A 21,450-nucleotide genomic window follows, 5' to 3' on the forward strand; every position below is an offset into this window, starting at 1 on the left:
AGCCGGAGGGAGGCGGTATCCGAACGTTCTGCTGTGGCTTGCGGATAAATGCGCAAATGATCCTGCGGGAAAGCCTCCAGCGGGTATCACGCAAAACCGCCCCGACTACATGGCCACAGCCGATGAAAAGGGCAGCCAGCCTCAGTTCAGATGTATCTTATCCACCGCGGGGGTAGCGGGCTGTAATGGCCGGTTCACCAGACGGAAAGACAGCCGCGAAATCTGGCCTGACAGTTGCGCGCCTCTGGTCCGGGCGTGAAGGTCGATATCGACCCCACGGGCATTTTCCATAACAATCCCGGTCGTACCATGATGGACGGTAAGGGTTCCGCCAAGCGTCCAGTATGTACCGTTGAAATCCTGCACGCGTCCCAGATTGTGGACACATCCGCGCCCGGACAGGGAGATGCTGCCTATGCTCGGCATTCCGCCACCACGCACCGTAAACGCGTAAACATGTTCACTAGCGAACAATGTGCCATGGCCCCACAGATATCCGACACCCGCACTGATCTGGCGCGCGGATATATCCATAACTGCATCGGTTGGCGCGCAGTGCGTCTGGGCCTGTGCCTTATCATAAAGAGGCAGCGACCCCATAAGGAAACACAGGCCAATAGTCCGGGATAAATTCATTGCATATGAGGCCCCGACAGGCGTCGTCACATCATACGACTTCTCCTGCCTGATATGGTCGAAACAAGGATCATTCCATTACTGAACGGTCCCGTATCGTTCCTTATGGGGCGGCAGTCATACTGTCAATATGAAATGAAATATCCGCCCGTTCCGCCATATCCGCCCTACAGGACGGGAGAGGGGACCCGGTGAATTCCTGTGAAAATACGGATGAATAGATACAGACCGACAGGCCAGTGATGGGCGCTGAAGGTCTCGCGAGACGTATCTCTCAAAATCTTACGGACAACAGCCGAGGGACACAGGCTACCCGTTCATCATAACGGGGACTGGTCTATTTTTCCGACCCATCCGACATCGCCGGAAAAGTCTGCCGAGAAGAGCGGGCAGTTACATTTCTTACGGTATTCTGCACACAGAACCATTCCGTCGTATGTTTGAGAAGGGAGGCTTGTATCGAAAACCCATACAGTTCCCGCTACTGCAAAAGCATGTACCCCTGACTACGCAGCATGGATTTCCCATACGAGCCGACCGACTGCATCAATCCGGGCCAGATAGCACGCCATGGCATGCAGGTACCCTGTCTATTGTAATTATTGAAGATAACCTCAATTAATGAACGTATAGGCCTACTATTCTCTCAAGGAATCCTGGGCACTGCGGCCGCCACTTCAGGGGAGGTGGCCAGCAAACCAGCCGCATGAAAACTGTCAGCTATCCTCTGCTGCCCTGCGATCACTTCGGGGGTCATGGGTAGCAGGCCGTAATGCAGTTTCGCAACCGAACGGGCAACGACTTCCGAGGGCAGTCCTGTGCTGTGGGCAAGCAGGGCGATGACATCGTCCCTGTGGTTCGTCGCCCAGTCATCGCATTGTGCGATCGCCGCAAGAATGGCGCGCACCAGATCCGGACTCTCCTCGAAAAATCCCCGACGGGCGAGATAGAACTGGGTGCCGCCATTCACGTCATCGCCGGTCGCAATGACACGGGTATCGGCATTGGCCCCGGACAGATACGGGTCCCAGATTGCCCATGCGTCGACCTGTCCCGTCTCAAAAGCCGGTCGCGCTGCGGCAGGCAGAAGATAGGATACCGATATATCGTTCAGGCTCAGGCCATATTTGCGCAGGGAGGCAACCAGAAGCCAGTGGGCATCCGCCCCCCGGGTCACCGCAACCCGCTTGCCCTTCAGATCAGCCACCGAGTGAATGGGGCTTGAGGAGGGAACAATGATGGCCTCGCTGGTGCCAGTCGGGGCTTCATGCCCGACATAGACCAGAGCGTCGGGCGAGGCCGCCTGCACGAAGACGGGCGGCAGGTCCCCCGTCTGCCCGAAATCCAGCGCGCCGGCCACCAGCGCCTGCAACAGCGGCGGCCCGGCAGGAAACAGCGCCCATTCCACCGACACCCCAAGGGGACGCAGCGCATCCTCAAGAAATCCCCTGTTTTTCAGCAGGACAAGCGTCCCGTATTTCTGATAGCCAATCCGAACGGTCCGGGATGCGGCATGAGCGCGCCGTGCCATACCGGCCATGATCCCCTGCGCCACGAATGCGGCCAGAACGCGACGTCTCGAAAATAACACTTTCTGCCTTCCTTCCATTATTGCGCGTCTGACGTGTCAGTCATCGTGAACACCCAACGCATCCAGCAGCGTCTGGCGGAACTGTTCGAATTGCGGGTCGGTATGCCGTCTTGGCCGGTCGAGGGGGATAGCCAGATCCGTCCTGATACGTCCCGATTCCAGAACCACCGCCCGGTCCGCCAGCAACACGGCCTCATCCACATCATGGGTGACAAGGAGCACGGCGCAGCGATGGCGCTGCCATAGCCCGGCAACCAGACGCTGCATCCTGAGCCGGCTCAGCGCGTCCAGTGCCGCGAACGGCTCATCCAGCATCAGCAGGTCCGGCTCCCGCACCAGCGCCCGTGCCAGCGCCGCGCGCTGGGCCTCGCCCCCCGACAGCGTAAGCGGCCAGGCTTCGCTACGGTGGGCCAGCCCCACTTCCTGCAGAACCGCTTCGGCACGCGCACGGACCGAAGCGTCCTTTTTCTGTCCCAGCACCACGTTCTGCCATACACGTCGCCAGGGCAGGAGCCGGCTTTCCTGAAACACGACCGCCACATCATCGGGACGGTGGACCGAACCTTCCGTGACCGGGTCAAGTCCTGACAGCATACGCAGTAACGTTGATTTCCCCGATCCGCTCCGGCCCAGAAGCGCGACGAATTCGCCCGGCGCGATATGCAGGTCCAGCCCGTCGAGCACCGCCGGACCATTGGCGAAGCGGCGGGTGAGGCCGGTGACCGTCACGGCAGCGTCGGCAGCATTGACCATGGGTCCGGGTCGCGTCTGTGCGGGGGAGGAAAGGGTGTTCATGCGTTCTCTCCCCGTCGCGGCGAAAGCGGACGCCAGGCCAGCAGCCACGTTTCCAGCCCACGGACCAGATTATCCGACAGCAGGCCCAGCAGGCCGTACACCATCAGCCCCACCAGGATGATGTCCGTGCGCAGAAAATCTTCCGCATCCATCATCATGTGCCCGATGCCACTTTCGGCGTTGATCTGTTCGGCCACGACAAGCATCAGCCACGCGACCCCTACGGCATAACGCACGCCGACCAGCAGGTCGGGCAGGGCCGCCGGAAGAACGACATCACGAACCGTCTGCCCCCGCGAAAGCCCCAGCGTCTGCGCCATTTCCAGCAGTTTCGGATCAACCGTGCGGATGCCTTTATGAAAATTCAGATAAACGGGAAAGGTCGCGCCGAGCGCCACCAGAAGTACCTTTGGCGTCTCCCCGATCCCGAACCACAGGATGAACAGCGGCACCAGCGCCAGCACCGGCAGCGTACGCATGATCTGCAGTGGGGCATCGACAATATCCTCGCCGATACGCGACAGGCCGGAAATCAGGGCAAGGACCATACCCACCAGCAGCGCGATCGACAGTCCCGACACCGCGCGAAGCAGGGAGATGCCAAGATTGGCCTCCAGCGTACCATCGCGCATCAGCGACCATGCCGTCGTGACGATCTGGGCTGGTGAGGCGACGAGATGCGTCGAGAGAATACCCACCGAACAGCTACCCTGCCACAACGCCACAAGCGCCAGCGGCGAAACATAACGCGCAATATCGCGCCATCGGGGCAGGCGGCCATGTCGGGACAGAAGGCCGGACAGCACATCCGTTGACAGACCATGCGTGTGGATACCAGTAGGCTGGGATGCCTTTAACATACGATCACCCGCTGTAGTTTTCAATCTATATCATCATTGCCAATGATGGAATTGTTCCACATCGCTGATCGTAGTTCAATTGGTTTTCACATTTAATATGATTAAATTAATCGAGATCGCACCATTCCAACATTATCTCGCATACACACATGCCTTTCGCCGCGCAGATCAACCGATATTAAAACGATTCGTATTGTCATATTGACTCACATCCGAACTTATGAACGATTATAGGTAGTGATAATAATATATGCACATATGATTCGTTTATTTCGAGGGATGCAATGCGCGCCATACCGGACGGACAGCAGAATTTACGATGGCCATCATCGGACAGGCGTCTGGTCGCGCATTGTTCCTTGGCCTTCTCGCTGCTGGTGACGACGGGCGTCATCAACCCCGGCCATGCCGCCGACAGCCCGAGCAATCCGCAGCGCGCGCCGAAAGCCGTAAAGTCCCATTCCCCGGCAACGCGCAGCACGAACGCCGTGATCGCTACGCATCCCGAGGAAATGAAGGTCACCGCCACGCGCTCCCTGTCGCGGCGTCAGATCCTTGCACGGCAGAACGACCCCGTGGCTGTGACGACCATCACCGAACACGATCTGCAATCCCACCAGATCACCAACATACAGCAGGCTGTGAAACTGCTGCCCGCGGTCTCGCTTCAGGTCACCAATCCCCGTAACACGGCCATCAACGTGCGCGGCCTTGGCAATTTCAGTTCCAGCGCGCAGGACGGGCTGGAAAACGGTACGGCTGTCTATATCGACGGCGTGTACCAGACACGGCCCGGCGCCGTACTGGGCGACATCAGCGATCTGGCGGGCATGGAGGTTCTCAAGGGCCCGCAGGCTACGCGTGGTGGGGTGGATAACGATGGCGGCGCGATCAACATCACCACGCTCGCGCCATCCTTTACGCGGGGCTACTCCGTCACCGGCGATTATGGCAGTTACAATACCGCCAATGTCCGGCTACGGGCCACCGGCCCGATCGGCAGCAGCGACAAGGTCGCCTATAGCCTGTCCGGATTTTCAATCAATCATGACGGTTATATAAAAAACGTCACGACAGGGCGGGATTATCAGGATTATCACGATATTGGCGTAAAGGGGCAGATACTGGCGGTTCCGACTGACAGGCTGACAATCCGCCTGATCGCCGATTATTCGCATCTTAAGGAAAGCTGCTGCGTCACACCTTTTTCCACGGCACTTACCCACTATGCCAACGGGGCGGCCGTGGTGGGAAATTACTGGCAACGCGCTGCCTTTGCGGGGGCTGAGACGCTGCCCGCCCATGGCGTCCGTGACATGCAGGTGGCCCTGCCATCCACCGGCAGTCAGGCCGTGGATCAGGAAACGTACGGTGTCTCGCTGGATGTTACCTATCGGCTGCCGCATGGGTGGAAACTGGAAAATACCGCGGCATGGCATTCATGGCTGTGGTACCCGCATAACGGATTTTCCGGTGGTCTTGGCACCATACCGGGGTTGCGGACGCTGACCGCTGGCAACAATCAGGTATATGAACAGCACGCCACGGAAGAACTGAAGATATCGTCCCCCGAAGGACGCCGTTTCCACATATCCGCCGGTGCTTTCTACATGTATGAGGAAGTGCCGGATTACACGCGCTGGCAGATTTCCGCGCAGGGCGCAAAGTATTATGGCTACGGCCTGTCGCCTGCCGTGTACAATTCCGCCTATAATGGTGCGCTGTTCAGATCATCGGATAATCCGATCACCAACGACCTTGCGGGCTATGTGCGCGCGAAATACGACATTACATCGAAACTCTCCATTGAAGGGGGATTCCGGTATTCCTTTGTCACCAAATCAGGCAGCTATACATCAACCATCGTCAACTCATCCAACCCGTCGCTTGCTGCGGGGGTGCTGGGGGCGGCGACGTCCTATCACGCATTCCATCGGGAAAGCGAACCCAGCGGCACGCTCAGCCTTGTGTACCGTCCAACCGGCAATAATCTGGTCTATGCCACCTACAGTCGCGGATTGAGGAATGGCGGGATCAATCTGGTCAGCCTGAACATCGCACAGGGCGCCAATCCGGACGTGAAACCGGAACTCGACGACATGTTCGAGGTCGGAAGCAAGAATGCGTTTTTCAACAAACGGCTCGTGGTCAATTTCGACGCATTCTGGAACAACGTGCATGATTACATCACCAGTGCCGCATATTATACTTCGGCTGGCACCACGATTTCATATCTGACAAACGCCAAACACGTTGTTTCGCGCGGGCTGGAACTTGAAACACGCGGCACCATCCTGCCCGGGCTGGAGGGCCGCCTGTCCGCATCCTATACCGATGCCTTCTTTGCATCATTCAATAACGCGTCCCATCCGCTGGAATCTTCCAACGTGTCAGGACTGTACAGTCTGACGGGAAACCAGATTCCACTGAATTCCCGATGGAACCTGTCCGCCGGGCTGGAATATACTACGCATCTCAGAAACATCGGCAATGTATCCGGTCGGTTCTGGCGGCAGCTCGTGTTCTTTGTGGGTGCGGATTATACCTATCGCAGCAGCTATTATGCCGACGCATCCGAATCTTCCTATACGCGCATAAGGCCGTACGGGCTGCTGGATGGTCATATCGGCATACGGCCTGAATCGGGCAAATGGGATCTCAGTTTCTGGGGACATAACATGCTGGACAAGCGGTATTTCATTACCATGACACCCCTTGCCGCCGGAGCCGTGTTTTACGGGCAACTCGGCGACCCGGCGATGTTCGGTGGTGAATTCAGCTATCGTCTGTAGTGTCGGGGAAATCGTTCACGACGTTCATTACCGGCGGGAAGCCATGACGTGACTGCCCCGCCGGTCCAACAGCCATAATCGCCCATCACAGGGAATTCTGCCTTCAGAGTGCATTTTTTCTCACCGCAGAATAAAATTCGTGATGGCATCGGTCAGTTTGCCAAAGGGAGGCTTAAGAAGCGTGGCGGCATTGAAACGACCCTGCCGGTAAATGCCCCGGGGATGAGTGAGGGTCATGAAGCCTTCTTTCCCATGATACGCGCCGATCCCGCTATCCCCCACGCCACCAAACGGCAGGTCGTCCTGCGCATAATGCAGCAACGTACCGTTAATGGTCACACTCCCCGATACCGTGCGTTTCAGCACCCTGTCCCGGTCAGCGCGCTTTCTGCCGAAGTAATACAAAGCCAGAGGTCGGGGGCGGGCGTTAATGAAGGCGATCGCTTCATCGAGTGTCCGATATGTCAGTACAGGCAGGACAGGCCCGAAGATTTCCTGCTGCATGACCGCCATTTCTGCTGTGACGCCCAGCAGCAGAACGGGGGCAAGGACATGACTGGATGCTGAGTCGCTGCCCATCCGGATGACGCGCGCGCCGTGTTCCTCGGCATCGCGGACCAGAGCAGTAAGCCGCTCGTAATGATGCTGGTTCAGGATGGCGGTGTAATCGGGTGAACCAGCGTAACCGCCCGGATGAAGCTTTTCCACAGCGACCTGATACGCCGTGGCGAAAGCGTGTTGATCCGCTTCGTGAACCAGCACGTAATCCGGTGCGATACAGGTCTGTCCCGCATTGGTCAGTTTGCCGAATGCCACCCGATCCGCCACAAGCGGTATGGTAAAACCGGGCTCAATCACTACCGGTGACTTCCCGCCGAGTTCAAGCGTCACCGGGGTCAGGTTGTTTGCGGCCGCAGCGGCAACCTTCTTTCCCACCGCCGTACTACCGGTAAACAGGATATGGTCAAAGGGCAGGGCGGAGAACGCGGCACCCAGTTCGGCATCCCCCGTCACGACGGAAACCTGTTCCGGCGCAAAAGCAGCCTGCACGATCTGTCCGATCACAGCCGATGTGGCGGGTGTGAGTTCCGATGGCTTGACCATGGCGCGGTTGCCAGCAGCAATCGCGGTGGCCAATGGTACAAGAGCAAGGGATAGCGGATAATTCCATGGCGCGATAATGCCCACCACGCCAACGGGCTGATGGATCACCCACGAACGACCCGACCGGAAATAGGCGGAAACGTGGCGGCGTTCCGGTTTCATCCACTGTCCCAGATGACAGATCATATAATTGATCGACTGCACCAGCGGAATCAGCTCCACAATTGCGCTTTCGCGTTCTGATCGCTGGCCAAAATCCGTTTTCAGGGCGTGCGTGATGTCCGTCCGCCGCTTCAGGATTTCAGATTTCAAACGACGCAGATCGGCCCGGCGCTGCTTCAGGACGGGCGGTCCGTCATTGACGAACGCAGCCCGCTGACGGTCGAGGATACGGCGCAGGTCATCGGGGGTAATATTTGCTGAAACAGTATTGGACATTGCGACCTCCATGTTTACAGGAGAAACTTATGCAGGCAGGATATGGAGTAGAATGATCCGGTGTCAACGAAAGTTTCTTCTGTAAACATGGCTATCGCGAATGAGTGAAACGACAGACCGTCCCTACCATCATGGCGACCTGCGCCGCGCCCTGATCGACACGGCCCTTGGCATGCTGGCCACGGATCAGAACTGGACCTTTACCCTGCGCGAGGTTGCCCGCCGCACCGGTGTCAGTCACGCTGCCCCCTACAAGCATTTCCGCGATCGCGAGGACCTGCTGCGGGAACTGGCGCGGATCGGTTTTATCCGGCTGGGACAGGGCATGACGGAAGCCGTGGGGGCAAAGGGTCTTTCCGTGCGTGAAAAATTCATTGCCGGAGCCGGGGCCTGTATTGATTTCGCACTCCACAATCCCGGCCTTTACCGCCTGATGTTCAGCGCGGATGCGGACAAGACGGCGGACACGCACCTGCATGACGCAGCCATGGACACTTTCGGGATCCTTTTACGCCTTCTGGAGGAGGGGCAACAGAACGGCAGTTTCCGCCCGGCTGCCATCAGCGCACTGGCGGCGGCAAGCTGGGCGCAGGTACACGGGCTGGCCATGCTGGCCATCAATGGCCAGCTTCTTGAAGAAAAGGTAGGAATGGAGCCAGTCCGTGCGGCGCTGGACGTGCTGCTGGATGGCTTATGTCAGGGGGATGGTCATGCAGGATCAGTTTATGATCCGGAACCATATCCAAAAGTAATATAATGAAATTGATAGCTGCATCTTTTGACGCCAAATTTTGACTACATCATAAGGCATTTCAAACAGTTCTGCATGCACACGTCCCAACGTGTCCTTCTGCATCCGTCGCAGCATGGACCGGGTCAATGTCCTCTGGCGACCGGCAAACCGACGCATGCCACATGCAGGACGATCGACCAGTTCCCGGAGTGCCGAACCGTCCGGTGAGCGTGTTTCCCACCAAGAATACCGGAACTCCGCCGATTGGCTTTCCCATGCAGGGAATAAGGCCAGATCAGGCAAAGCAGCCTGCCATAGAACCAGGCGAACACCACGTTGGGACAACCCGGCATCGTCGTAAGAGCGTGACATCCGCGCCCACTGTCTGTTGCTCAGACCACAGGGCTTCAGCCGGAAAGAATCACCAGAACGCGACAGGAATTATGAAGCGGAAAATGATTGCTCCGTGGAACGAACGCGGCCGGAAAACCCTTCGGAATGTTTGTCCCATAAAAGACATATTTGATATTGCAATTCACTATCATTTACTAAATAAGCGGTCGGGAACGTCATATCGTGAGCTTTGATAATGAGTCTTCGTGCGCTTTGCCTCAGCACCATCTGCGCCTCCAGCCTGCTGGCGGGTCTTGCCAATCCGGTGATTTCCCTCGCTGCAACAGACGAGTCCAGCCCCGTGCCACAGAAGGTGAAACCGTCTTCCGCACCGCGCACGCAGCCTGCCCATAACCCGGTGAAAAACGCGGACCCGACGGCTGAAAACACACCGGATGCCACGCCCGGCCAGCATGAGGACATTGTCGTCACAGCCGCGCGCAAGAACCGCATGTATGTAAGCAGCGGCGGTGATCTGGGCGCGCTGGGCAACAAGAAGGGGCTGGATGTGCCTTTCAACATCCGCAGCTACAATTCCAGCCTGATCCTGAACCAGCAGTCACAGACGCTGGGCGATGTCCTGCTGAACGATCCCACCGTGCGTACCACAATGGGGTATGGCAATTACGCCCAGCTTTTCCAGATCCGCGGGTTCACCCTGTATGGGGATGATGTGGCGATTGATGGCCTGTATGGCGTGACGCCGCGCCAGCTTGTGTCTCCACAGCTTTATGACTCAGTGCAGGTGCTCAATGGCGCCAGCGCCTTCCTCAACGGCGCGGCCCCCGGTGGCTCGGCCATTGGTGGTAACGTCAACCTGATCCCCAAACGGGCGGGGGCGACGGATATCACCCGTATCACCGGCGATTATACCAGCAGCGGGCAGGGCGGTGGCGCGTTTGACATAAGCCGCCGGTTTGGAAAGGACCATGCCTTTGGATTCCGCTTCAACGCCGCCGGCATGGATGGGGAAACGGCAATCAAGGACGAGCGGCATGACGATGTCGCCCTTGGTGCGGCTTTCGACTGGCATAATGACGATACGCGCATCGACATGAACATGAACTACCAGAAACAGCAGGTTTTTGGTGGACGCAGCGCGATCATCGTTTCCAGTCTGGCGACGGACATGCCTGCGCCAAAAGCAACGTCCCCTTCGGAAAACTGGGGCCAGCGCTGGGCCTATACCGATCTGAGCTATCTGTTTGGCACGCTGAACATTGAACATGATTTTGGCAGCCACATAACGGCATATGGCAAATTCGGCGCCCAGAGCGGCAATGAAATGGGCAATTACGCGACCACCACGCTTACCAACTCCCGCACCGGTGACGGCACGGTGGGCGCCATGGCGGATGCGTATAATGTCATGAACGAAGCAACCCAGGCTGGCGTGCGCGCGCATGTCAACACTGGCCCCATCAAGCACGAAATCAATGCGGGCGGGTCCGCGATATGGGAAGAATCGGACGCGGCCTATTCCATGAGCCTCGTCTCCAACGCAGGCAACATCTACCACCCCACGCAGTTCACGCCGTCGGAAACTTATAGCGGGGGCAGCCTGAACAATCCCGGTCGTGTGGCATGGAACAAGCTGTATAGTTTCTTCCTGTCCGATACGATGACGTTCTGGCATGATCGCATCGCGCTGACAGGCGGCTTCCGTTATCAGGATATCCTGTCGGATTCATATGCCTATGGCACGGGAACCCTGAGTACGCATTACGATGCTGCTGCATTCTCGCCGGTCATCGGGCTTGTCATCCACCCGGTCAAACACGCCGCCCTGTATTTCAACCGTATTCAGGGCCTGTCGGCAGGGCAGACCGTGGGGGCAACCTACGTCAATGCCGGACAGGTTTTCGCCCCGTACCAGAGCACCCAGTACGAAGTCGGTGCCAAGTATGACGTGGGACGGTTTGCGGCTGGCGTGGCCTTTTTCCAGACCTCCATGCCGCAGGGCATGACCGAAGCCTACGGCAATACCGGTCAGGAAATTTACACCCAGGATGGCAAGCAGCGTAATCGGGGCATGGAACTGACCTTCAATGGTGAAATCCTGCGTGGCCTGCGCTTTAACGGTGGCCTGACCCTGATTGACGCCAAGCAGATGCATACGACGGGCGGCACGTATGATGGCAAGACCGTGATCGGCGTGCCGAACTACACCATCAATGGCAACCTTGAATACGATGTCCCCTTCGTAAAGGGGCTGACACTGGTTGGCCGCGTGATCAGCACGGGCAAGCAGCAGTTCAACAACGCCAATACGACGCATCTGCCCGCATGGTCCCGTTTCGATCTGGGCGCACGATATACTTTCCTGGCGGCAAAAAAGCCGCTCACTGCGCGCTTTGAAGTCGACAATATAGGCAACCAGCGTTACTGGGCCTCCGTTTACCAGAGCGATCTGGTTATGGGAGACCCCGAGACGTTCAAATTCTCGATCAGCGCCGATCTCTGATCTTCATTACGGATCATACAAACTGCGATGCCTGCCTTCCTGATATTCAGGAAGGCAGGATAACAGTCGAATAAAACAGGGTACAAACCTTTTTGTCTGCCATAAGGGGAGATGGTCAGCCCCTACTGCGAACGGTCTGTCGCTCGACCTGGCGCCTTATCGGGATCGCACACTCTTCCCGTCGGCTTCAGCTATATATCACCATGCAATTTTATCCTCATTGGTGACTTCAGGGGGACAGGCAGGCGCAATACGGGTGACGAAATCATTCCCTTCCCTGGTAAAGCCACACTTCTCCAGATAATTTTCACAATAAAAGTTGCGCCCGGTTGCTGTGAATCCCCCCGTTACGGTCGGGTATTTTTCCAGGATATGCTGTGCCAGTACCTGCATGGACGCGTATTCCGAGCACAGGCCGAATACACGACATGACAGGATGGACTGGATGATCCTGTTCTTCTGGACAAGGTGCAGTCCGATCAGGCCGTTATCCGTCTGCCTGTCCCGCAGGAACACGCAGAATATATATCCCTCCTGCGCAAACAATTTCTTTATGGCATCCAGCGACCAGCGCTGTCCGGTGGTATTGAACTGGTTGGTCTTGTTCAGAAGCTCAAATGCCCGTGCAAAGTTCCGGTCATTGTCCGAACGCACCACGGTGTAACGCTGCTGGATATGAAGGGAACGGAGCCATTCCTCGCGGCTCATTTTCTGCCGCGTCTGGTCACGACTGATCTTGGCCCGCAGCGTCTGGGTACGTTGCCGGGATTCCGTACTGATCCGGGGTACCTGCGTGCTGGGAGAAAGCAGGATCGCACGCCGCCAGTCCATGTGCTCCTCGCTCAGGAATCGCAGTTCGGGAATCACACAGCGGACTTCATCAATCTCACGCGGATTGTCATCCACAAACAGGACGTTGGCAGGCAAAAGATTTACCTCGTCCAGTATTTCCAGAATATTTTCCGATTTGGGCTGAAAATTGATCTTTACCGATACAAAATCTTCCAGCTTCAGGCGTCCACGCCACACGCGATCGAACTCGGCGCGGGCCAGTTCGGGATCATTCTTGCTGCAGATGGCCAGCACCCCCCCTCTGGCCTTATACACAAGCAAGGCTTCGGCAAGACCCATGGGCCAGTAATCCGTGCGTTCATAAGGCGTGCGGTCGCCATCCGCCAGCACACCGCGCCACATGGTATCATCAAGATCCATGATAATAAGCTTGATCGGGGCTGCCGCGTTTATAATGGCAAGATTATCACGGATGACGTTAAAGACGCAGTGGCCGTAAACATCGGGTTGGCCGTCCACATCATATATATGGGAAACAGGTGTACTGTTGCGGATACGCCTGCCATCATCCTCGAAGGTGGTATCGAATATATTCGATGCATGCGAAAGTTCGCGCGCGTAGTCATCCTGTATCCGGAAACGACCCATCGAATTGAGAACGTCGTTCACGTCCAGAAGGAAAGTATTAGGATAGGCCCGAATAATCCGTTCCATTTCAGCATTAAGCCGTGTCACGAAATACTGTGGATTGGACAGATCAAAACGGGGGAAAAGTGACCCCATGAAATTCTGCCTCGGCTCCCAGAATGACAGGAAAAATGTCGGCTTTCCGTCAAGAAGGTCGGAAATGGATGTGACGAATTCTGAAATATAGTCAACACAGTATTTCAGATAATTTTCATGGTCTTCTTCGGTCTTGAGGCGAGGCCAGAACACTTCATTTTCAAAACCGTCAAAGGGGAGGGCCCCGGCGGCCATAACCGAACGGAGCGGCAAGCCGATGACGTTCACCTCTGCTTTTTCATGGTTTATTTCTGACAGGGGCGGGGAAAAATGAATCTGCCGACTTTCATCCACACCCATCGTCACATGGATGACATCATGCCCGTGATTTGTTGCGTAATTGATGATGGGCAAAAGTGCGCAGGGACCAAAAAACGCAACATGGAGCTTTTGCTCCGTTTCAGGTTCCAGTCTGTGGAAGGGAAACCCCTTCAGTCCATTCGATGATACACGATCAAGTTTGTAATGCTGATATTTAACTTCGTTTGGAAGGTTAATTATTTTTTTTATTTTTCTGGACAGCTTTTTGATCATTGAATCGCTCTGATATTATAACTGAACCACCTTACAAAAGTTACATTAAATAACACAATGGCACAAATTATAACAAAGCTCTTCGCTTCATGATCCTGTGACCAGGAATCAACCAGACAGGAGAAAAAGGCGTCAGGATTCCATGGAACTGAATGATTACGGACAGGTGTTACGAACCATAAAAGCTGTCCTGCGTTCCCGTTACGGTCAGATCACAAGACGGTGTAATGTCCTGTCATGCTGACTGGCCATGAATGTGGGATGATACCTGCATGCAAACCGTATCCCTCTGACATATCAGGCGAAGAATGGTCTCTGACTGTCCCTGATATGCGGGAATGCAAAATGGCGGCATCATGCATTGCGTGAATTACTTAATGGGTTGCGTTATATGATCAGCAACGGGATTGCGTGGCGCACGATGCCGAACGATCTCCCGCTGTGACTGGCAGTCTGTCAGCAAGCCCGTCTCTGGATAGAGGCTGGCTGCTTCGAAGCGCTTTGTCTGATCTACGTGCGCGCTTCACTGCGTATTGAGTCTGGTCATAGGGCTGAACCAGCAGCCTTTTGCGTTCGACACAGGAAAACAGGTCCCGCATCGGATATGATGCGGGGGCAAGCGCAAACGGGAATCAAAGCTACATATGCCGCTGAACCCGCCGGGTCACCTGCTGGCCCCGCATGTGACCCTGTCGATCAGGATGATCGCGCCTAAACCGGGCGTTTCGCCGCCCTTCAGGATCTGATGGACGAAAACACCGAACGGGCATCACGTCCCGAATGCATCAGGATAAGGTAAGATAATCCCCCTGTCAGGCAGCCTATAAACCACGCAAATCCGGACAGGGTTGATAACGCCGGCACAAATACACTCGCGCTGCCCGCCATCACCGCGACAAGCAGGGCAAGGACCGCCGCCAGATTGACCCCGTTGCGGTACCAGTAGCGACCCTGCGGACTGGTTGTATAAAGTGCTGCTACGTCGACCCGACGACGGCGTACAATATAATAGTCAACCACAAGAATACCGAACAACGGCCCAATAAATGTCGCCAGCACATCCAGCGTCAGATGCATGACCTGCGGACTTCCGTACAGCTTCCAGGGCATGATGAGAATGGAGCCCACGGCAGCGATCATGCCGCCTCTGCGCAGGCTGATGGATCGTGGCGCAAGATTGGAGAAATCGAATGAAGCCGAAACAAAATTGGCTACGATATTGATCCCTGCCGTAGCAATGATGAAGGTCAACATGCCGAATATGACAGCGGTCAGGCTATCTATATGCGCCACTGTTTCCACCGGATCGATCATGACATGACCAAAAGCCGGAGCAGTCAGGGCGATGGTACAGATCGTCAGTGCTGAAAACCCGATAAAATTGAACGGCAACCCCCAGAAATTACCGCGCCTGATATCCGATGCACTTCGCCCGTACCGCGCGAAATCACCAAAATTAAGCATGGGTCCCGAGAAATAGGAAACCACCAGCGCCACTGCATTTATACTGGCCCATGCCAGCGCCCCCCCATGCAATGGGCCGCCAGCACCCGTAATCTGGAATGAAAAATGGCTCCATCCCACGCGCTGGAGCAGATACAGGTCCAGCGCAATCATGATGGCATAGACGGCTGGCCCCGCCAGTTCGATAAACCGGCGGATCGTCTCGATCCCCCGCCAGAAAATGGCGGCCTGCACCAGCCATAGCAGACCAAATGCCCCCCATCCCACGGCGGAAAGCCCCAGCATGCCATGCATCCGGACTTCCGCCCACGGTGTCAGGGCCGGCGAAAGCCGCAGGGCGAGCACCACCAGCGCATTGGATGCCAGCCATGTCTGTATCCCGTACCAGCACACAGCTATCACACCACGTATGAGGGCAGGGATATTGGCACCCAGCACGCCGAAGGACATGCGACATATAACCGGAAACGGCGCACCCGTGCGCTGGCTGGGTACCGCCACAAGGTTACACAACACGTTTACGATCAGCACACCAGCAAGCAGGGATGCAAAAACCAGCCCCGACGGCAGGCCGAGCGTAAAGAGGTTGCCCGCTGTTACATAGCCGCCGACGCTATGCACGTCCGACATCCAGAAAGACAGGTAATCGTACCAGTTCCAGTCCTGCCTGGCAGCAGGTAGCAGGTCACGGTTACGCAGCCTGCTGTCCTGTTCTCTCGCCTGCGTGATCAGGACAGGTGGCACCGCTTCCGGTCGTGTCTGCATGTTCATCCGCATCATCCCCGCAGCCTACTATGCTTGGGTCTTCCCGCCATGTGAAGGTCATGCCGGCCTGTGGACCCCGTTTCCAGCTTCCTGCTCAGAATCCGGCCCGGAAAGTCACAACCGCCGAGAAGCGACCCAGCGTATTATACGTAGGCGCCGTGCCCTGAATCCTGCCAATGGTCGTATTGGTCAGGCTGACGCTGTTGATGGCGGAATAGGCATGGGTGTCGATCATGTTGTTGACCCACAGCATGATTTCCGGGCTTTTGAGAAAGCTCAGACCACGCCCGACAAGACTGTTGCGGGGAAGCCGCGCACCAACTGTTGCATTCATGGTGTAAAGGGAGGGCAGGGCTTCCTGATTCATGAAGGTCGAATACTGCTTGGAGAAATAGTTCAGCCCATAATTCCAGAAGAAAATGCCATTATCCCAATCTATCCCAAGCGAGGCCGCCCATGTGGGCGTATTGACCGCCATCTTGCCCTTGGTCGGCAGGCCCTGAATATTGTTGTCGATGGTCGAATGCAGGTACTGCATGGACGCATAGGGACGGAAATGATGAATGGGCCGCGTGCCGATTTCCGCATCGAAACCATTGGTGGTCTGGTTACCCGCATCAATGACCTGTCCGATCGCCTCGTTACCCAGGAACATGGACGTAGAAACCTGATGATGTGACAGGTTATAATGGAAATATGTAAAGGACCCGATGATGTATTTACCGGTATAGCGCATACCCACTTCTTCGGTAATGTTGTATTCATCATGGATATGGGTCTGGCCCTGATTGGCGATCTGGCCGGTATTGGGGTTGATGGTGGTGATCATGGCGCTGTCCGGCGGCGCCTTGGCGCCGGTCGAGACCCCACCGAAAATCTGCACATACTTGTTCAACTGGAAATGGCCACCAAGCGTTGGCAGCGGCATGACTTCGTTGGCGCTGACCTTGCGCTGCAGGCCCGGGATATTGTCGGTCCCGTCACGGTGGATCATGGTGACACGCATGCCACCATCAAGCACCAGACGACCGTCGAGCAGCGAAACCGTATCACCGGCATAGATCCCGTTAACAGTCGAAATATCGCTGTAATTCTGGGAATAGAATACTTGGCCATTTGCCAGCCGTAGCGACTGGCCCGCCCGGCCCCATGATGTCGCCGGGTTGCCCGCACTGCTTACGCCGGTATAGCCCACAAGATTGGTCGAATTATCATAATCAAACCAGTAACCAAGATAGATATGGTGCTGACCGACCTTATAACTCAGCTTCGCGTTCACACCGCCGCGCATTTCGTTCAGGCTGCTGTACTGCTCGGTTACGCCATAGGACTGGCCCGGCAACTGTCCGGGGATGGAAATGGACTGCGGGCTACTGCCATATCCATTGTAAACCTGATCGTTCAGTTCAAAGCCTGAACCATAAACTTTCTGGTTGGCCGCGACATAAGGGGTTACATCCAGTCCCAGCCGCCCGAAATTGAAGTGGGAAGGGGCTGCGATATTGAAGGTCTTGGAATGAAGCCAGTTCAGCTTCCAGTAATCGGTGCCGCCAGCAGCGTTATTGATGTTGTATGAGCCAGCCAGCTCGTTTTTAAGACCCTTCTGACGCCAGCTCGCCATTGTCATGTCCCAGTATGGCTCGTTCCCGATGATGCCGCGCGTAAAACCACCCACCAGCGAGACGCGGTTTCCGTTGTCCCATTCCTTGAGGATCTTGAAATCGATATGCTTGAAGTCTTCCTGACCGGGACCATGGTAAAATGTGTCATGCTGGTTGGAAAACGAGATATAGGAGCGGATGCCCGTTTTACCCCATTCACCCGTATCCATGCGCAGGAACTGGCGGGTATAATCCCGGTTTCCCACACCCACATCCCCCAGTCCGCCAAATTTTCTGGAGGGATCACGGGTCTTGAACTCGAACATGCCGCCAGAACCATTGATGGCGGGCGTGTCCAAGTTGGATGATCCGGGCTGCACGGAAACGCTGCCAATATTCTCGCTATCCGTAACCCATGCCACATCGAGGTTGTAGCCGCCGATACTGCTCAACGGCATGCCTTCCCATACATTGGCGATCTGGTCCTGCGTCAGGCCACGCATGCTGAGGGCAGATTTTTCATGGCCCGCAGGGTCCGTATTCGCCACTACTATGCCCGGCAGCAGCTTGACGGCATTATAGGCATTCTGCGCCGGAGACTGCTTCATGATGTAATCGGGCGTGACAGTGCTGCGGGCCTTGGGGGCAGTCTGCTTCTGGATCAGGCCGCCGCCGGGTGCGCGTCCGGTCACGCCATCGGCCGAATGGACCACATTCGCACCCACCCGGATCTGTTCCGCACTGCCCGTGGCCCGGATGCCATCGTGCGGGGTGGTGGCTTTGTGCTGCGCGGCTGCGGGCTGGGCGTTCGCGGTATGCTTCGATACCGTACGGGCAAAGGCTGCCCCGTGTGACGCGCTCAGTCCCAGCGCGGTTGTAAGCGCCAGAAAAAACCGATGTCCGGGGAACTGCACTGAAAAACGGAGCAGCGGCGCGGGTTGTCTGGAAGAATACGATCCGGTCTGGCTTTTTCCGTCAGGGCACATTGCCGGTGTCCTTATGCTTTACCACCGCACGACAGGGCGGGATTGCGACATGAAATGATACTTGAAAGAAATGTTCGTCGTTTCGGATACAAAATAATACACACCGAAAATGTGTGTCAACGGATATTGTTTACAAAACGAGATTTCAATTCAGATCGACGCCAGCATCGGTTCCCGATGCCAGATAACGCTGCAGTTCGGGCGACAGACCCACCGTTTCCATACCATCCCGATGGAAAACGGATCGTGCCGGGCGCGATAACAGGTCCCGTATTTCCAGCAGACTCTCATGCAGGGAACACATGACAGGAACGGCGACATAGGGCGCGACGCGTATGGAAAAACCAGCCAGTCCCGCACCACCAAGCAGCACACGGGCTGCACCGTCCTGACGCACGGCCTCATTACAGATATGCGCAATCTGGCGACAGACGGCATCCCCCCCGGTCGCCAGAACGTTGCCCGCTTCGGGCAGGATACGCACGGAAGCCAGCCGCGCGCTCAGTCCCATGGACTGCACCAGACTGATCAGCGTGGGTTTCCATTCCTTCCCCCCGGTCACGATGGAAAAGCGCCCCGGCAGTCGTGCCGCCCGCCTGATGGCAGCCTGCGCCATGCCCGCAACAGGCACGGGACAGATGCTGGACAGCGCCTCCCGACCCGGATCACCAAAACAGGCCACCAGAACCCCATCAAATGGCCCACGCGCGCGCGCCAGCGCATCCAGCACCGCATGGCCTGCAATGGTGAGAGAAACGGAATTGGTAATGTACCGTGCCCCAAACCGGGCGGTTACCGCTTCAATAGCCACCGTATCGGCGAACAGGGATCGGGCATGGGCCACCATGCGCTGCGTCATGTCTGTATCGGTATTGGGATTGATAAGCAGCAGGCGCGGCAAGGGCAGGGCATCCAATCATCAGATTACGGGTCACAGCAGCGACCTCCGCCATTCAGTATGATTTGGAAACGTATTTCGTCAACCCAGATTGTTTACAATATGAATACCCTTGACGGAATCATCAGACTGCCCCAACAGAAATGCGTTTCAGCCAAAAGGGGAGGGGGACGCAGGCCATGGGATCATCTGCCAGGGAAGAAGCGCGCATTGCTGATGCCTTGTGCAAGGCGGTCCTTGAACGCAGGCTTGCACCCGGCAGCAAGCTGCCCGAGGAAGAGCTTGCACAGATTTTCCGCTCCAACCGGGCCAAGATCCGGCGTGTGCTGCTATCGCTATCGCGTTCCCATATCGTCACGCTGGAACCCGGTCGTGGCGCATTCGTCAGCCGTCCCTCCCCACAGGAAGCGCGAGACGTGCTGGCCAGCCGCCGCCTGATCGAAGTCAGCCTGCTGGCACAGCCCTACCGCAAACTGTCCGCACAGGGTGCAGCACGCCTGCGCCACATCATGGCGCAGGAAGCGGAGGCGCATGAGAAGCACGACGCAATTGCCATGATCTATCTTTCAGGTCAGTTTCACCTGACGCTGATTGAGGAGCTGGGCAACAGGGTGCTGAAAAGCATTACCGATGAACTGATCCTGCGTATGTCGCTTATCATTACCATGTATGAGCGCCAGAACACGACCTGCTGCCTGTCCTCCGATCATCATGACCTGCTGGAACTGCTACTGGCCGACAACCATACGGAGGCATCCGCCCTTATGGCACGGCATCTGGAAGGGATTGAAAGCTGCCTTGATTTCAACCGCGAACCAGCGACCACCACCATACTTAGCCAGATACTCAAGTGTTAAGTTTCGCTGTGAACTGAACAGTATTTTCTGAAATCAACACTGCTCGCCCGTAGTTCACGGCCCAGCCGGACACACATCACGACCCTTACGCAAGCCAGAGGGAACGGCTCCGGCCGCGTCTCCGCTGACTTACGTATTGCGCATGAAAAGGCGTCGTGACCTGAAGGGGCTGGTCAGGTGGCCGTCACCGTTGCCGCCGTATTATTTTTCCGTGCCGGGATATAGGTTCTTACGCGGGCATAACTTTCACGCACGCCCTGTACGCAGCGTTCCGGGTCGAGGCCCGCATGATCGATCGCCTTGCGGAATGCAGTCCATGAAGGACCACGCCCCATCGGGTCCGCCGCCATATGCCGGGCACCAAAACTGTCGTCAAAGCCCATTTTTTCAACAAGCCGGGTCAGGAAATTAGCGCCGAGCTTTGATCCTTCCGCGACATACAGCCATCCAATCGCGGTGGAAGGGTCCATCATGCCCACAGGCACGCCTGGGGCAGGTATGGCGATGTCCAGATCGTTCATATCGGCCGAAACCTGCGGGAACCTGTTTCTGGCGGCCAGATCCGGCACGATGCGCGCAAGGTCATCGCTGTTGTACAGGGGATCAAGGTCACGATGGAACAGGTACTGCATCAGCACAAAGTCCCGATAGCCTGCGGCATCCGTAAACATGCCCCGTGACATGACGGTGTGATTGAGATCATCGTGGATCTGGTGAGTGGCTTCCCGCAGGTAGCCGGACAGGGGGACATGAATGTTCCCGTCGTTTAACAGAGCCATGTTTTTCTTCCTGTTACAATTTTATACTTAGAGTCCAACGGACTGATTCTTGCGTTTCACATGCGCAGACCGCTGGAATCCAACATTTCCTCCATTAGTGCAACTAAGAATCAGGCGCAACAAAATCCTTGCCGCCTCACGATCGCACGCATATCGTTGTGCTAATGATTCCCAGTAGCAATGGT

Annotated in this window: 14 protein-coding genes; 4 read left to right on the forward strand and 10 right to left on the reverse strand. The window is 56.4% G+C overall.

Going from position 1 to position 21,450, the window contains the following annotated elements:
* Positions 1–141 precede the first annotated feature (141 nt).
* From KSAC_RS02745 to KSAC_RS02760, 4 genes are all read right to left on the reverse strand, one after another.
* A complete protein-coding gene (locus tag KSAC_RS02745) occupies positions 142–534 on the reverse strand; it encodes a hypothetical protein (protein ID WP_132304073.1) in 393 nt (130 codons plus the stop codon).
* 748 nt (positions 535–1,282) lie between these two features.
* Positions 1,283–2,227, reverse strand: coding sequence for an aliphatic sulfonate ABC transporter substrate-binding protein (locus tag KSAC_RS02750; protein WP_243705278.1), 945 nt, complete (start codon positions 2,225–2,227; stop codon positions 1,283–1,285).
* A gap of 36 nt (positions 2,228–2,263) precedes the next feature.
* Complete coding sequence (locus KSAC_RS02755) at positions 2,264–2,980, reverse strand: ABC transporter ATP-binding protein (protein WP_371208091.1); 717 nt, start codon at positions 2,978–2,980, stop codon at positions 2,264–2,266.
* Positions 2,981–3,018: 38 nt separating this feature from the next.
* Complete coding sequence (locus KSAC_RS02760; RefSeq protein WP_132304077.1) at positions 3,019–3,882, reverse strand: ABC transporter permease; 864 nt, start codon at positions 3,880–3,882, stop codon at positions 3,019–3,021.
* A 359-nt stretch (positions 3,883–4,241) separates the two neighbouring features.
* Between KSAC_RS02760 and KSAC_RS02765 the strand changes: the two genes are divergently transcribed.
* Entirely contained in the window at positions 4,242–6,674 is a 2,433-nt protein-coding gene (locus KSAC_RS02765) for a TonB-dependent receptor (RefSeq protein ID WP_243705279.1), read from the forward strand.
* Positions 6,675–6,794: 120 nt separating this feature from the next.
* Here KSAC_RS02765 and KSAC_RS02770 read toward each other — a convergent pair whose 3' ends face one another.
* Positions 6,795–8,216 (reverse strand): coniferyl aldehyde dehydrogenase, encoded by a 1,422-nt coding sequence (locus KSAC_RS02770; RefSeq protein ID WP_132304079.1) that lies wholly within the window; start codon positions 8,214–8,216, stop codon positions 6,795–6,797.
* A gap of 100 nt (positions 8,217–8,316) precedes the next feature.
* On the opposite strand from KSAC_RS02770, the gene KSAC_RS02775 reads away from it, so the two are divergent.
* Both KSAC_RS02775 and KSAC_RS02780 read left to right on the forward strand, forming a co-directional pair.
* The gene (locus KSAC_RS02775) at positions 8,317–8,973 is read left to right on the forward strand and encodes a TetR/AcrR family transcriptional regulator (RefSeq protein WP_132304081.1); all 657 of its coding nucleotides are present in this window, start codon (positions 8,317–8,319) and stop codon (positions 8,971–8,973) included.
* A gap of 565 nt (positions 8,974–9,538) precedes the next feature.
* On the forward strand, positions 9,539–11,806 hold the full coding sequence (locus KSAC_RS02780) for a TonB-dependent receptor (RefSeq protein ID WP_132304083.1): 2,268 nt from the start codon (positions 9,539–9,541) through the stop codon (positions 11,804–11,806).
* A gap of 198 nt (positions 11,807–12,004) precedes the next feature.
* Here the strand turns inward: KSAC_RS02780 and KSAC_RS02785 are convergent, their stop codons facing one another.
* From KSAC_RS02785 to KSAC_RS02805, 4 genes are all read right to left on the reverse strand, one after another.
* Positions 12,005–13,381 carry an HAD-IIIC family phosphatase gene (locus KSAC_RS02785; RefSeq protein WP_243705280.1) on the reverse strand — a complete coding sequence of 459 codons (1,377 nt, stop codon included), beginning with the start codon at positions 13,379–13,381 and terminating at the stop codon, positions 12,005–12,007.
* A 1,269-nt stretch (positions 13,382–14,650) separates the two neighbouring features.
* On the reverse strand, positions 14,651–16,150 hold the full coding sequence (locus KSAC_RS02795; protein ID WP_132304087.1) for an NCS1 family nucleobase:cation symporter-1: 1,500 nt from the start codon (positions 16,148–16,150) through the stop codon (positions 14,651–14,653).
* An 88-nt stretch (positions 16,151–16,238) separates the two neighbouring features.
* Complete coding sequence (locus KSAC_RS02800; RefSeq protein WP_132304089.1) at positions 16,239–18,731, reverse strand: TonB-dependent receptor; 2,493 nt, start codon at positions 18,729–18,731, stop codon at positions 16,239–16,241.
* Positions 18,732–18,876: 145 nt separating this feature from the next.
* A complete protein-coding gene (locus KSAC_RS02805) occupies positions 18,877–19,632 on the reverse strand; it encodes an aspartate/glutamate racemase family protein (protein ID WP_243705281.1) in 756 nt (251 codons plus the stop codon).
* Positions 19,633–19,808: 176 nt separating this feature from the next.
* Here KSAC_RS02805 and KSAC_RS02810 point away from each other — a divergent pair, with 176 nt between their 5' ends.
* Complete coding sequence (locus KSAC_RS02810; protein ID WP_102324205.1) at positions 19,809–20,486, forward strand: GntR family transcriptional regulator; 678 nt, start codon at positions 19,809–19,811, stop codon at positions 20,484–20,486.
* A 173-nt stretch (positions 20,487–20,659) separates the two neighbouring features.
* On the opposite strand, the gene KSAC_RS02815 is transcribed toward KSAC_RS02810, so the two are convergent.
* Positions 20,660–21,265, reverse strand: coding sequence for a biliverdin-producing heme oxygenase (locus tag KSAC_RS02815; RefSeq protein ID WP_132304093.1), 606 nt, complete (start codon positions 21,263–21,265; stop codon positions 20,660–20,662).
* Positions 21,266–21,450: the final 185 nt, after the last annotated feature.

This window comes from Komagataeibacter saccharivorans, from assembly GCF_004348195.1.
GTDB lineage: Bacteria > Pseudomonadota > Alphaproteobacteria > Acetobacterales > Acetobacteraceae > Komagataeibacter > Komagataeibacter saccharivorans.

Bases quoted from the DNA above. Each gene is read 5' to 3' on its own strand.
- KSAC_RS02815 (WP_132304093.1), bottom strand. From the start codon at position 21,265: ATGGCTCTGTTAAACGACGGGAACATTCATGTCCCCCTGTCCGGCTAC.
- KSAC_RS02760 (WP_132304077.1), bottom strand. From the start codon at position 3,882: ATGTTAAAGGCATCCCAGCCTACTGGTATCCACACGCATGGTCTGTCA.
- KSAC_RS02785 (WP_243705280.1), bottom strand. From the start codon at position 13,381: ATGGGGTCACTTTTCCCCCGTTTTGATCTGTCCAATCCACAGTATTTC.
- KSAC_RS02755 (WP_371208091.1), bottom strand. From the start codon at position 2,980: ATGGTCAATGCTGCCGACGCTGCCGTGACGGTCACCGGCCTCACCCGC.
- KSAC_RS02770 (WP_132304079.1), bottom strand. From the start codon at position 8,216: ATGTCCAATACTGTTTCAGCAAATATTACCCCCGATGACCTGCGCCGT.
- KSAC_RS02795 (WP_132304087.1), bottom strand. From the start codon at position 16,150: ATGAACATGCAGACACGACCGGAAGCGGTGCCACCTGTCCTGATCACG.
- KSAC_RS02810 (WP_102324205.1), top strand. From the start codon at position 19,809: ATGGGATCATCTGCCAGGGAAGAAGCGCGCATTGCTGATGCCTTGTGC.
- KSAC_RS02780 (WP_132304083.1), top strand. From the start codon at position 9,539: ATGAGTCTTCGTGCGCTTTGCCTCAGCACCATCTGCGCCTCCAGCCTG.
- KSAC_RS02745 (WP_132304073.1), bottom strand. From the start codon at position 534: ATGGATATATCCGCGCGCCAGATCAGTGCGGGTGTCGGATATCTGTGG.
- KSAC_RS02775 (WP_132304081.1), top strand. From the start codon at position 8,317: ATGAGTGAAACGACAGACCGTCCCTACCATCATGGCGACCTGCGCCGC.
- KSAC_RS02800 (WP_132304089.1), bottom strand. From the start codon at position 18,731: ATGTGCCCTGACGGAAAAAGCCAGACCGGATCGTATTCTTCCAGACAA.